The organism is Paenibacillus sp. NPDC058174, from assembly GCF_042883865.1.
Taxonomy (GTDB): domain Bacteria; phylum Bacillota; class Bacilli; order Paenibacillales; family Paenibacillaceae; genus Pristimantibacillus.
The window spans coordinates 1-13,714 of record NZ_JBHVUY010000008.1; the positions used below are offsets into that span (position 1 = coordinate 1).

Sequence of the window (13,714 nt, forward strand, 5' to 3'; positions counted from 1 at the left end):
ACCACGCGTTCCCATACCGAACACGACCGTTAAGCCCTCCAGCGCCGATGGTACTTGGACCGCAGGGTCCTGGGAGAGTAGGACGTCGCCAAGCACGAGAGGCCTGCCGCATAATTGCGGCAGGTTTTTTTGTTTATTATAGTTATAACATTCGCAAATTAACTTTGCGCGTGCAAGTTGTCTTTGGTTTTTTATAGTTTAAGATCTTTATCCAAATCCCACTCAATGAATGAAAGTACCTCAAAACCTCCTTGTAACTCGTGTTTCCCAGTAAATCTGATGTTCGGCTTTAGCATTCGCTAAAAGTCAGTCCAAATCCGCCCAACTAATTAATATGACAGGCCGAATAAACTGACCTTGCCTTTCAAAATGTAAAAGTACATTTTGATTTAGTCAAAAAGGCTGCAAACAGCCTTCAAAATGTAAAAATACATTTGAAATTAACCAATTTAATCAAAATGACCTCAAAACGGGCGATCAACCTGCACATTTACATTTTGATGCCCACATTGGCTATGAAATGGCTAAACAACCTGCATTTTTGCATTTTGTTTTGAATAGTTCGTAGAGTCAGAGTTACGGATGGTGAGGATGGATATAGAAGGGCAGTATACGTTAGAACGAGCAACGTGTATCAAATTAGTGGACTTTACCGCGGAAAACGCATGCTTGCAAGAGGACAAGTAGGCGTGAGCGATAATTATTGCATGCAAAGGCTAAACAGATTATAATCCCAGTATTGCTTTTATGCCCCATAAAGAGCAGATGAGAGGATCTTTTGCTTAAATGGGTATTCGGATCTAATATACCTAGCAATCTATTAATCTATTAGCACTATTATTACTAAAACAAATTGGCTGCCTAAAAAGAGAAAGCAGGGGAGATATTGAATCCGCAAACGAATACGAGAATGGGAAGACAGAAGATTAATTCAGGTAAAATTGATCTATTGGCGGGGTGGAGGCACGCAGTCACATGGCTGAAGAGTAACCCGCTGCTTGCTGTTTTATTCGGCATTGGAATTGTCATTCGACTGGCAGCGATCTCGTCGCTACCAGCTGGTCTAAATCAGGATGAAGCCTCAATTGGCTATGATGCTTACGCCATTTTGCATTATGGAGTAGACCGGAACGGCAGTTTTCTGCCGATTCATCTTATTGCTTGGGGCAGCGGGCAAAATGCTTTGTACGCCTATCTGTCGATGCCGTTCATTTATCTGTTCGGCTTAAACACGTTCTCAATACGAATCGTGAGTGCGATCGCTGGTGTCATTACTTTGTTCCTGTTTTACACGATTGCCAAACGATTTATCCCGGACAATCGCCGCGTTATGCTTATTGCAGCCTTCCTTATCGTCATCTGCCCATGGCATATTATGATGTCGCGCTGGGCGCTGGAATCGAACCTAATGCCTGCTTTAGTGCTGCTAGCTGTCTATTTTGCCAGCAAGGCAATAGAGCGGCCACGCTGGCTGCTGGCGTTCTCGATCACGATGGCGCTGTCCTTATACGCGTATGGAACCGCCTATTTTTTCGCACCGCTATTCGTCCTTTCGACCTATATTGTGTTCTACGTCAAGCGTTTGGTATCCTTGCGCCGTATTCTCGTGAATGGAGCATCGTTTACCGTGCTGGCGCTTCCCATTCTGCTGTTTGTCGTTATTAATCGGTATTCGATGAACGCCATTACGGCTCTCGTGACGATACCGAAGCTGACAGTTCCGAGAGTGGAGCAGCAGTCCAGCATTTTCGGATCAGATATGATGTCGACTGGCCTTAGCCATATGAAGCGGTTTTTCGAGATCATAATTAGCCAGAACGATGGCCTGATTTGGAATGCGCTGCCGAAATACGGGTATATGTATCCGATCGCTTTGCCGCTCATTATACTAGGGCTTGCAACGACAATCAGCGCACTGCAGCGCAAAGCCGATCCTATCAAGCTTATCATTTTGCTATGGCTGGCGATTGCCGTATTGATGGCTTTCATTATTAGCGATGCAAACATTAATCGTATTAACGTTGTCTTTTATCCTCTGATTCTGCTGGCAGTTGCAGGGGTGACCTGGCTGTCCGAAAAAGAGAAGTGGGCGACTCGCTTTGCTGTTGCTTTGTTTGCCGCATATTTCATTCTGTTTGCGAATCAATATGTCCGAAAGTTTCCGGAGCAGATCAGTCCGATTTTTTTCGAATCCTTTGGTGAGGCGATACGGTACGCATCGGATGTAACGGATGGAACGATCTATATTACGAATAGGGTTAATATGCCTTATATTTACGTACTGTTGAATGAGCGGATCGATCCGCGAGAATTTAACGAGAGTGTCGTTTATGCGAATCCTGGGGGAGCGTTTCAGCAGGTTCAGTCTTTCGGACGTTACCGGTTTGAGCAGCCGGTCATTCATGATGGGGAGAAGGCGGCTTATCTTTTCGCGAACGGAGATCCTCTTCCTGAGGATGAATCCCGCTATGAAATTAAGCGCTTTAAGCATTATTCAGTCGTGACGGAGAAATAAGCTGAAAATAGCAGAATGACGTTGATATATAGCATTGCCGCATAGCAGATGGCCCCTCAGCGGGCCATTTGCTCGTTTTTAGGACTGGGAGCCTATACGGTTTCCATATGCCTAAATATGCTGCTGTGTTAAAATGAACGCAACAGTCTTGGACCGTGCAGGCTAGGACTACAATAGCAGGAGGCGGACGCATCAGATGTTGGGCGGCTTAGGATCAAAATTTCAATTGAGCAAGGGCAGGACGCTGCTGCCACCTGAAAGAAGATTGAGCAGAAACGCAGTGATCTCAATCATTATTCACGGTTTTTTCCAGTTTGGCGCCTCGATGTCGGGGCTGTTTCTCAATCTTTACTTATGGCGATTGACGCAAGACTTGGCGATTAACGGCCTCTATAACATTCTTTTGTTCGCGACTACCCCGTTTGTATTTGCTTTTGGCGGCTGGATTGCGAAGCGGCGGGACAAAATGCTGACGTACCGGATTGGCATCGCGCTGAATGCGATGTTTTATTTGCTTGTCGTCATTGCTCAGGAACAGGTTGCGCACTATTATATTGCTTTCGCGCTGCTCAATGGCATAGCGTCCGGTTTCTATTGGACCGGCTATCTTGTCATGCAGTACGATGTATCGACCGAGGCGAACCGGCTTCGATATCTAGGTGTCAATATGATTGTGTTCAATACCGCGGGTCTGGCCGGTCCGGCGCTTGCGGGCTTTATTATTCAGCGAAGCCAAGGACTGCAGGGCTATATGTTTATTTTTATGCTGGCCTTTGTCATGTTTCTGGTAGCGGCGCTTATCAGTTTCCGCATTCCGATCATGAAATCGCATCACAAAGCGTATTACTTGAAATTTGCTTTATTAATTATGCGGAAGCATCCGCGCTGGCTGAAAGCACTGATTAGCTTTTTCCTAATGGGGCTATTCCAAGGCGTTATGCTGTTTCTCCCGAACATTCTTCTTTTCCAGACTGTAGGGCGTGAAGATTGGGTCGGTTATTTGGGCGTCTTTTTCTCAGCGTTGACAGTAGCGACCGGCTATGCCATTACGAAAAGAAGCAAAGAGAATGTGAGCAAGTACTTGCTCTATTCCGTTACGGGTGTTCTGCTGGGTGCAGCCATGCTGCTCATTGATATGAAGCTGTGGTCGGTTGTCATCTTTATGATCTTATTCTCGATCTGCAATCCGCTTACGGTTAATACGCTCAATTCATTTTATTTCCGCATGATGAGCTTGCTGCCGCTAAAAGGACAGCTTCGTGTTGAATCGGTCGTCATACGGGAGCTGTTCCTTAATACGGGCAGAATCATATCGATCGCAGCAATGATTATCATGGCAAAGGATACCGAGTCGGCCTGGCTGGCGATCGTCCTGTTCGGCGCTGCACTGCTGCAATATCTGCTTCTTCCCTTCGTTAGGGAGAAACAAGTCTAGTAGTTAGGGTGAGATACATCGGGCAATATTAGAAATCAATTAGAAAAATCTTTGAATCCCCAAAACGGAAGTTAAGTTATGGTAAAATCATTTTCGCGGCGGATCCCTGCAATACAGCGAGATTCCATAACACAACCAGTTGGAGGGATTGACGAAAGTGATGAAACGAACAGCAAGTGCAGTTCTGCTTGCCATCCTTGTATTGATGCTCAGTGTGAACGGTACGGCAAGTGCAGCCTCAATGAAGATGGGAAGCAGCGGAGAGAGCGTCAAGGATTTGCAGGAGCGGCTCTATATGCTCAATTATTACAAGGGCAGCATCAACGGAAAATTCAATGCATCCACGAAAAATGCAGTAGCTGCCTTTCAAGGCGGCGCAGGACTTCCTAAGGATGGCGTTGCAGGGTCGTTGACGATGCATGCGTTGAAGAAAGTGACGGTCAGCCGCCCGGATCTATCGCGGCTTGCAAGAGTGGTTTACTCGGAGTCGCGGGGCGAGAGCTACAAAGGACAGGTGGCGGTAGCTTCAGTCGTCCTTAACCGGGCGAAGTCGCCGATGTTCCCGAACAGCATTCACGACGTTATTTTTGCCGCCAATGCATTTAGTTCCGTCAGCAATGGCCAGTTTTGGCTCATTCCGAACGATACGGCATTCAAGGCGGCGAAGGAAGCGGCAAGGCGGATCGATCCTTCTAAAGGAGCTTACTACTTCTATAATCCGAAGGCGACGGAGTCGAAATGGTTCCAATCCCGCAAGGTAACGGCCAAAATCGGCAACCATGTATTTACCAAATAAATAGAATGCCAAAGTTTGAGAAGAGATGCAGCTGCCGCCCTCCCGGCGCAGGGCATCTCTTTCTTTTATACGGAGCAGCTAATAGACGATAATGGAAGGAACTAACGTGGAAACAGTGTACAGAATGGCGTATGATACGAGAAGTATGCATTCGCAAGGAAAGACAGGTTTCTTTTCAGACAAGGTGGTATTGGGCAAGTGAAGCAGTGGATTGAATCTATATTAGTTCGATTGGAAAAAAATTACCCGAGGGACGCGTTGTCCTTTATAGCAGCAAGCTTAATCAATGCTACCGGCAATTCGATATTGTGGCCGCTTACAACGCTATACGTGCATCAGGTGCTTGGACGGAGCTATGCGGAGGCAGGCATGGTGCTGCTGTTTCAGGCATTGGCTGGCTTAATCGGTCAATTTGCCGGAGGTGCGCTCTATAACCGGCTTGGCCCCAAACGGCTTATCATCGGCTCGATGATGCTGTCGGCAACGCTTATCGCATCTGTTGTGCTTACGCGGGAATATGCCGTCTACGTCGTGCTCACTAGCTTGTACGGTCTCGTGAACAATCTGGCAGTACCTTCGATCAACGCCTATATCGGTTTCCGGTGGAAGGCGCATCGCCGCAAGCTGTACAATGCAATATATGTCGGCAACAACGCAGGTCTGGCTATCGGAGCGTCTGTGGGCGGACTGATCGCTGCTTTTTCGTTTACATTGACGTATGCCGTTACCGCCATATCAACACTTGTATTCGGTCTCTACTTAATGCTCATTATGCGTACAGGCAGCAGTGAGGAAGAAGAGGCGGTGCCGGAGACAAGCAATGGGTCTGCGCTAGGAGCGGACGGCCTCACGGGAAGATCGCAGCTGGAACAAGAAGCGACGTTAGGGCAAAAACTGAGGAATACGGGCATGTATTTATACCTCGGCATCGGTTCGCTGCTGTTCTTCTTTGCGCTTATGATCTGGAACAACGGCGTTGCACCATTTTTGACAGATAGCGGCCATTCGCTCACCATGTACAGCCTGCTTTGGAGCATCAACGGCATTGTCATCTTTGTCGGCCAGCCAGTGACGAATGCGATTAAGAAGATGCTAGCCGGCTCCGTGAGCCGTGAAATTGTAGCAAGCTCAATCTGTTATTCGATTGGGTTTACCTTTATTGCTTTTCTGCATGATTCCTATTGGTATCTCGTCTTAGGTATGATTGTATGTACGATTGGGGAAATGCTGCTGCTGCCTGTCATACCGGCTTTCTTATCCGAAAATGCGGGGAAATCCGCTCCCTTCTATATGGGTGTTGTCGGCGGTTTCGGCAGTGCGGGCCGGATGATTGCGCCGACGCTGTTTGGCTATGTGTATGATCATACGGGTGTCACGCCTGTATTATGGATTGGAGCAGGAGCATCGCTGCTTTCCGTCGCGGTCTTTGTCGTACATGCGTATTTGCACCGGACGGTACCGAAGCGGGCAGCTGTGGCTCCAGATTGTTAAAAAAGACAAAGGTGCGTTTAGAAAAGTGGAAATGAAATGCTCAAACTGATGATTGCAATGGGAGGTCATGCAGGACTATGAGCCAATTATTGAAGTATAAGGACTATATATTGTCGATGCCATCCGGAGCACTGACGAAAGAACAGCTGCTTGTACCGGAGCTGCTGCTTGATTCGCATCAGAATATGTCGCTATACTATATTCCCTTCGAATATGTAAATGAGCAAGCAAAAATTATGATAATCGGCATTACGCCTGGTTTTACACAAATGGCGATTGCTTATGAACAAGCCAGACTGGGACTGCTGGAGAATATGCCCCATCCGGAGATTGATCGAAGAGCTAAAGCTGTTGCCAGCTTTGCGGGTACGATGCGCCAAAATCTGTACGAGATGCTGGATGCAATTCGGCTCCCGGAGGCGCTTAGCATAGAAAGCAGCCGGTCGCTGTTCGAGCAGGAGCGTCATTTGCTGCATACGACGTCAGCAGTTCGGTACCCGGTATTCCAGTCCGGTGAGAACTATACCGGTCATCAGCCGGAGCTGGCGAAATCGGTATTTCTAATGCGTTATGCTCGTGAGATTTTGTTAACTGAGCTGCAGGCTGCACGGGATGCACTCGTTGTGCCGCTAGGCAAATCGGTAGCCGATGTGCTGCAGCAGTTTACGCGTGAGGGGCTGCTCGACGGGGAGCGATGCTTGTTCCATATGCCGCATCCTTCAGGAGCGAATGGACATCGCCGAAGGCAGTTCGCGGAGCGGAAGGCGGAGCTGGAGCGGACGGTTCATAGCTGGTTTGGGCGGGAATGAGAGTAAGCAAGCTTTTGTGGCGTAGAATGAGGTCGAGTTGGTTGACCGACGTGCGCGGAGAGGAGCGACGCGGGTGGCATCAGCGTAGCCGGTACGCATACGTGCTCGAAGTGAGCGACGCTAGTGATATCAGCGAAGCAGATTCGCGTAATGTGCTCGAAGTGAGCGACGCTAGTGATATCAGCGAAGCAGATTCGCAAAATGTGCTCAAAGTGAGCGGCGCGGGTGGCATTAACGAAGCTGGTTCGCAAAAGAGCGAAGCTAATTTCGCTAATGTGCGAGTGAGCGGGGGCAAATTCGGCTGCAGCGAAGAGATGTTCGCTATTCGTGAACCTTGGTTCTCGAAAAGCGAACGTAAGTTCGTTATGGGGGATTTTGCCCACTTCACTGTTATTGTAGAACGAAATTAGGTTCGCAAAATAGCGAACCTGCTTCGCAAATTTCACTCATACTAATAAAACTGGTATCCCAGCCGAATAATTTACTGTACAAGAAAGCTCTTATTGGTGATGAGAGTTTTTTTGTGATTCTTCCTGCTGAAATGAACTTCATCCTATTACTGCTACCGTGAAAGCAGGACTCCATAAGCAAGCAGCGATACCTTAAGCAGAGTTGCCATTATAGATCTTACACGCTATGATAAGGGAAAATTAAAAAGGGAAATAATAAATATAAAACGCAAGTAGTGTGGAAGGAGTTTATGGTTATGGAAATTTTGCGGTTCGATCATCTGGTATTGACGGTGAAAGATGTGGAAGCGTCATGCCGTTTCTATGGCGATGTACTTGGCATGAAAATCATCACTTTTGGTCAAGGGAGAAAAGCGGCTAAATTTGGCCAGCAGAAAATCAACTTCCAGCAGCTGGGCGAGGAAATCGATCCAAAAGCAAAAACGCCGACACCAGGATCGGGTGATTTTTGCATCATTACAAGCGATTCTATTCGTTCTATTCTGGACCAATTGAATACACATGGAGCCAAAGTTGAATTAGGACCGGTAGAACGTTCTGGCGCGCTTGGACCGATTCAATCTATTTATGTTCGCGACCCAGATGAGAATCTTGTGGAAATATCCAGCTACGGGCCATCGGTCACTATACATGGAAGATAGCAGGTGGACGATTTTGCTTCAGATAGAAATGACCATTCTACTATCTAAATTATAAGGGGTGAGTTTCTCTGAAGCTGTTGAGATGGATGCCACTCTTGTTTTTACTTATTGTGACGATTATTAGCAGTAATTCATTGGTTAATTATTTTGTCGGTGAGGGGTTGTCTATAAAAGCATCGAAGTTAATTCCGATTATTACTGTTACCAGTTACTTAATCGGTTATTTTTCCTTCTGGCTACAGAAAAAGGATAAGGAAATAAATGCGAAACAATAGGCAGTAGTAACAAACTCTCGGCAATCAATAAAATGATATTAAAAAATGACCCCTCAGGAGGGTCATTTTTTAATAAGTATGAATTTGGCAGAGTACAGTTCTGCTACTTCAAGATCTCCTCAATCCGCGCAAGCACGTCTTGGCTTAACTCGACACCGGAAGCCTTGGCGTTCTCGGTTACTTGCTCAGGGCGGCTTGCGCCGACCAGTGCACTCGCCACATTGGCATTGCGCAAAATCCAGGCAAGCGCAAGATTGCCGACGGAGAGATCCAGTTCAGCGGCGACTTTTTCGAGCTGCTGAACTTTCGCTATTTTTTCCTCAGTGATGCCTTTGCGCATCCACTCCAGCTTAGCAGCCCGGCTGTCTTGCGGAATGTCGGAGACGGAGGTGTATTTGCCTGTCAGCAAGCCTTGAGCCAGCGGCGAAAATACAACTTGTCCGATACCGGAACGTTCGCTCAGCGGCATCACTTCTTTTTCAATATAGCGGTCGAACATATTGTAGACGGGTTGATTGACGACGATGCGGTCCAGCAGATAGCGATCGGCAACACCGAGTCCCTCAGCAATTTGCGAAGCCTGCCATTCACTCACGCCGACATACAGCACTTTGCCTTGACGGACGAGGTCGTCAATTGCGCGGAGCGTTTCTTCCAGTCTAGTCTCCGGATCATAACGGTGGCAGTAAAAAATATCGATATAATCGTGATCGAGACGCTTCAAGCTTGCATTGGCTTGCTCGATGACATGCTTGCGGGATAAGCCGCGGTCGTTAGGACCGTCGCCCATCGGCCAGAAAGCTTTTGTAGCTAGCACATAGGATTCGCGCGGATAAGCTTTCAACGCTTTGCCCACCAGTTCTTCTGCTGCGCCTCTTTCATAGACATTGGCTGTATCGAAGAAATTGATTCCCAGATCGTAAGCTGTTTTGATTGCATTCACCGCATTTTCACGTTCAACGTAACCGCCATATGTAAGCCAGCTTCCCAAGCTGATCTCGCTAACCTTTAGCCCACTCGCACCTAATCTCCGATATTTCATGTTCCATTCCTCCTCGAAAAAGTTGTGGTTCCCTTTCCATACTATATAAATTCCTATATGATTGAAAGAAGTGAAATGTTTTTCACTTAATTATAAAAACGGTAGATAGTAACCTTCAGTATAGTAATGTGCAATGAGGAGGAACCCTAGTGAAAACCACCGATAAAGCGAGCAATTACGTCCCCAAAACACCTGTACATATTGAATGCAATATTGAAAAAACGCTAGACGTACTAGGAGGAAAATGGGCGTTTCTCGTTATTCGCGAATTGTTTGGCGGCACGCTCCGTTTTGGTGAATTGCAGCGCCGCATACCAAACGTAAGTCCGCGGGCTTTGACCAGTACACTTCGCCATTTGGAGGAGCAGGGCGTGCTGGAGCGCAAAGTTTTCCCGACTGTTCCGGTAACTGTAGAATATACACTGACGCCCAAAGGCCATGATCTGCATGTCATTTGCCATGAGATGAAGCTGTGGGCAGCACGTTGGACATAGCTGTTTTTTAACGATTAGGACATGGCTGGCTGACATTCTCGCCCGGGTACATGCACTTCTAGGCACTCGCCCTCATACAATGTAGAACCGACTTCATTGTGCGCTGGGGGGGAGTGCTGCCCCTCGGTAATCCGACTTGGGGGTGTAAGGGTACATGGGACTGTTTGCGACAATCGCGCTGTTCATCAAACAGCTGTCAATGCTCGTATCGTACGTCAAAAATAACGCTTTCCCGCAACCGCTTCATGAGGATGACGAAATGAAGCATTTGCAGCTTATGGCGGAAGGCAATGCGCATTCCCGCAATTTGCTGATCGAGCACAACCTGCGTCTTGTTGCGCATATTGTCAAAAAATTCGACAACACTGGAGAAGACCTCGAGGATTTGATCTCGATCGGCACGATTGGATTGATTAAAGCCATCGAGAGCTTTCAGACCGGAAAAGGCACTAAGCTTGCGACGTTCGCGGCTCGTTGTATCGAGAACGAAATACTTATGCATTTGAGATCGCTTAAAAAGACGCGCAAGGATGTTTCCTTGCATGATCCCATTGGCACGGATAAAGAGGGGAACGAAATCACGCTGATCGATATCCTTGGCACGGAAGCCGATGATGTCGTGGACCGGGTGCAGCTGAAGATTGAGAAAAGTAAAATCTACCGCAATCTCGACATACTCGATGAGCGGGAGCAGGAAGTAATCCGCGGCCGGTTCGGCCTGGATCATGGCGGGGATGAACGGACACAGCGGGAAATCGCGAAAGAACTGGGGATTAGCCGGAGTTATGTGTCGCGGATTGAGAAGAGAGCGCTCATGAAGCTGTATCATGAGTTTTATAAGGCGAAGAAGTGACCTTATAATATGGAAGAAACAGGACGCCTTCGAGATGATTACTCGATCCGTCCTTTTTTTTGCCTGTACAATCTTATATGTATACGGTTTCGTTCTCCTTTTCATGAAAACCAAAACCTCAAAAAATAAAAAGAAAATACTTTATTTCACTTTGCATAAAAGTGAAAATCTGATACGATATACGAAGTAGAATATAGTCTATAGATTTAGTAAGGATTAAAGGGAGGCACTTTTTCATGGACAAATTGATGCTTGATTCCATAGATGCAGCAACACATCTGGATCAACTCGAGGCTGAAGCGATTTATATTATTCGAGAAGTAGCGGCGGAATGTGAAAATCCCGTGATGTTGTACTCGATCGGTAAGGATAGCTCCGTGATGCTGCATTTGGCGCTGAAAGCATTTTATCCGGAGAAGCCGCCGTTTCCTTTCCTGCATATTGATACGACGTGGAAGTTCAAAGAGATGATTGAATTCCGCGACCGCAAGGCGAAAGAATTCGGAATCAACATGCTCGTTCACTCCAATCAGGAAGGGATTGAGCAAGGGATCAACCCATTCGATCATGGTTCCGCCTATACCGATATTATGAAAACCCAAGCATTGAAGCAAGGCTTGGACCAATACGGATTTACAGCTGCTTTTGGCGGTGGAAGACGTGATGAGGAAAAGTCACGTGCGAAGGAGCGGATTTTCTCATTCCGTAATAAGAATCATGCCTGGGATCCGAAAAATCAGCGGCCGGAAATGTGGAAGCTTTTCAACACCAGAATTAATAAGGGTGAAAGCATCCGCGTATTCCCGATTTCCAACTGGACGGAAAAAGATATCTGGCAATACATTCGCAGAGAGAACATTGATATTGTACCCCTCTACTTTGCGAAAGAAAGACCAGTCGTCAATCGCGATGGACAGATCATCATGGCGGATGATGAGCGTATGAGACTCGAGCCAGGCGAGAAGATTGAAATGATGAAGATGCGGTTTCGCACATTAGGCTGCTATCCTCTGACTGGCGGCGCCCTATCGGAGGCGGACACGCTGGATGCTATCATCGAAGAAACACTTGGTGCGGTATCATCCGAACGGACAACCAGGGTTATCGACCAGGAAGAAGCGGGAAGCATGGAAAGACGTAAACGGGAGGGCTATTTCTAAGATGAAGAGTCTGCTTAAATTTATAACTTGTGGAAGTGTAGATGACGGCAAATCCACCTTGATTGGACATATGCTTTATGAGGCTAAGCTTCTGTTCGCCGATCAGGAGAGAGCGCTCGAGCTAGACAGCAGGTTGGGCAGCCGTGGCGGCAAAATTGACTACTCCTTGCTTCTTGACGGGCTGATTGCGGAACGTGAGCAGGGGATTACGATTGATGTGGCTTATCGGTATTTTACGACGGATCACCGTTCGTTCATTGTTGCGGACACCCCGGGGCACGAAGAATATACACGTAACATGGCCGTAGGCGCATCTTTTGCTGATCTTGCCGTTATTCTTGTGGACGCAACTAAAGGGATTATTACTCAAACGAAGCGCCATACCCGGATTTGCGCCCTCATGGGGATTAAGCATCTGGTTTTGGCGGTAAACAAAATGGATTTGGTGGATTTTGATACGGAAAAATTTGCTGAAATCAAAGAAGAATTCTCTCGCATCACCACTGAATTCCGGTTTGAGAGCATTCAGGTGATCCCTGTTTCTGCAACAGAGGGGGATAACATTACGGCGAAATCGCCCAATACGCCTTGGTACAAGGGTCTTCCTTTGCTGCCGTATTTGGAGAGTGTTGATGTTCATACAAGCGACGACGTGAAGCCATTCATGATGCCTATTCAGCGGGTATGCCGGCCGGATCACACATTCCGCGGATTCCAAGGCCAGATTGAAGCCGGCAGAATCGCAGTTGGCGATGAACTGATAACTCTGCCTAGCCGTGAGAAGGCGAAGGTTAAAAGAATCTTAGTAACAGACCAAGATAGGAATTCCGCTCATGCCGGACAACCTGTGACTATTCAATTGGATCGGGAAGTCGACGTTTCACGAGGTTGTGTGTTTACGAAGGACAATCAGCTCAAAGAGGCTGACAGCTTTAGCGCTACGATTCTTTGGATGGATGATTCTGTCCTGACACCGGGCAAAGATGTTTTGGTGAAGGTAGGTACGAAGGTTCTTCCAGGTACTGTGACAGCCATTAATAACAAAATCGATATTAATACAGGCAATACGGTTACTGCTGATCATGTAGTTAAGAATGAATTGGCTAAATGTGAATTTTCATTATCGGATGGTATTGTTTTTGACTCGTTCGAAAAAAATAAAAGCATCGGCGGATTTATTCTCATCGATCGCGTAACGAATATGACATCCGCTTGCGGCGTCATTGACGAAGCTCTTCAAAGCTCTGAGAATGTCGTCCGGATCGATACGGAAGTGACCAGAGATGTTCGTGCCCAGCAAAAAGGACAGCAGCCATTAACGCTATGGCTTACTGGTTCCGTTCTGGACAATTTGGCTCTTGCGAAGGAAATCGAGAAACGGTTGGTAGCGAGAGGCTTCCACACGATGTTGATCGATAATCGATCAGGAGAATCTGTGCAGCAAATCGCGGCTTATGCCACCTTGCTAAACGATGCAGGACTTATTGCATTGGTACCTGCCGGTTCTGCGAACGACAATGACCAAGCCATTGCGCATGACATCATTGGTCAAGCCTTTTTGCCAATCGAAGCTGCTGCTTCGATCGAGGAAGCAGCAACAGATGTCGTGAAGCGTGTCGTGAAGGCTCTCATTCAAGATAGTTATTCCATATAAAAATATAGAAGTCCTAAGGACTTCATAGACACTCTGAGAGCACTGTGTTAACGCAGTGCTCTTCTTTTTGCGGGGATGA

At 47.2% G+C, this 13,714-nt stretch carries 12 protein-coding genes and 1 rRNA gene; 12 read left to right on the forward strand and 1 reads right to left on the reverse strand.

Translation table 11 applies throughout. From position 1 onward, the window contains the following. From rrf to ACFVVF_RS25250, 8 genes are all read left to right on the forward strand, one after another. A 5S ribosomal RNA gene (gene rrf, locus ACFVVF_RS25215) occupies nucleotides 1–94 on the forward strand; the annotation flags it as partial. Between the two features lie 816 nt (nucleotides 95–910). After that, on the forward strand, nucleotides 911–2,515 hold the full coding sequence (locus tag ACFVVF_RS25220) for an ArnT family glycosyltransferase (protein WP_387815432.1): 1,605 nt from the start codon (nucleotides 911–913) through the stop codon (nucleotides 2,513–2,515). 265 nt (nucleotides 2,516–2,780) lie between these two features. After that, a complete protein-coding gene (locus tag ACFVVF_RS25225) occupies nucleotides 2,781–3,950 on the forward strand; it encodes an MFS transporter (protein ID WP_387815434.1) in 1,170 nt (389 codons plus the stop codon). A gap of 160 nt (nucleotides 3,951–4,110) precedes the next feature. Then, on the forward strand, nucleotides 4,111–4,746 hold the full coding sequence (locus ACFVVF_RS25230) for a cell wall hydrolase (protein ID WP_387815726.1): 636 nt from the start codon (nucleotides 4,111–4,113) through the stop codon (nucleotides 4,744–4,746). Nucleotides 4,747–4,977: 231 nt separating this feature from the next. After that, the gene (locus tag ACFVVF_RS25235; protein WP_387815436.1) at nucleotides 4,978–6,237 is read left to right on the forward strand and encodes an MFS transporter; all 1,260 of its coding nucleotides are present in this window, start codon (nucleotides 4,978–4,980) and stop codon (nucleotides 6,235–6,237) included. A gap of 77 nt (nucleotides 6,238–6,314) precedes the next feature. Beyond that, on the forward strand, nucleotides 6,315–7,046 hold the full coding sequence (locus ACFVVF_RS25240) for a uracil-DNA glycosylase family protein (protein WP_387815438.1): 732 nt from the start codon (nucleotides 6,315–6,317) through the stop codon (nucleotides 7,044–7,046). 26 nt (nucleotides 7,047–7,072) lie between these two features. Next, nucleotides 7,073–7,456 (forward strand): hypothetical protein, encoded by a 384-nt coding sequence (locus ACFVVF_RS25245; protein WP_387815440.1) that lies wholly within the window; start codon nucleotides 7,073–7,075, stop codon nucleotides 7,454–7,456. 296 nt (nucleotides 7,457–7,752) lie between these two features. Next, nucleotides 7,753–8,157: a VOC family protein gene (locus ACFVVF_RS25250; protein WP_387815442.1), complete on the forward strand. Its 405-nt coding sequence runs from the start codon at nucleotides 7,753–7,755 to the stop codon at nucleotides 8,155–8,157. Between the two features lie 378 nt (nucleotides 8,158–8,535). Here ACFVVF_RS25250 and ACFVVF_RS25255 read toward each other — a convergent pair whose 3' ends face one another. Then, on the reverse strand, nucleotides 8,536–9,474 hold the full coding sequence (locus ACFVVF_RS25255) for an aldo/keto reductase family protein (protein WP_387815444.1): 939 nt from the start codon (nucleotides 9,472–9,474) through the stop codon (nucleotides 8,536–8,538). A 149-nt stretch (nucleotides 9,475–9,623) separates the two neighbouring features. On the opposite strand from ACFVVF_RS25255, the gene ACFVVF_RS25260 reads away from it, so the two are divergent. From ACFVVF_RS25260 to ACFVVF_RS25275, 4 genes are all read left to right on the forward strand, one after another. Then, nucleotides 9,624–9,968: a winged helix-turn-helix transcriptional regulator gene (locus ACFVVF_RS25260; RefSeq protein ID WP_387815446.1), complete on the forward strand. Its 345-nt coding sequence runs from the start codon at nucleotides 9,624–9,626 to the stop codon at nucleotides 9,966–9,968. A gap of 154 nt (nucleotides 9,969–10,122) precedes the next feature. After that, nucleotides 10,123–10,821, forward strand: coding sequence for an RNA polymerase sporulation sigma factor SigK (sigK, locus tag ACFVVF_RS25265; protein ID WP_387815448.1), 699 nt, complete (start codon nucleotides 10,123–10,125; stop codon nucleotides 10,819–10,821). A 236-nt stretch (nucleotides 10,822–11,057) separates the two neighbouring features. Beyond that, nucleotides 11,058–11,981: a sulfate adenylyltransferase subunit CysD gene (gene cysD, locus ACFVVF_RS25270; RefSeq protein ID WP_483875035.1), complete on the forward strand. Its 924-nt coding sequence runs from the start codon at nucleotides 11,058–11,060 to the stop codon at nucleotides 11,979–11,981. Nucleotide 11,982: 1 nt separating this feature from the next. Beyond that, nucleotides 11,983–13,635 carry a GTP-binding protein gene (locus ACFVVF_RS25275; protein WP_387815450.1) on the forward strand — a complete coding sequence of 551 codons (1,653 nt, stop codon included), beginning with the start codon at nucleotides 11,983–11,985 and terminating at the stop codon, nucleotides 13,633–13,635. Nucleotides 13,636–13,714: the final 79 nt, after the last annotated feature.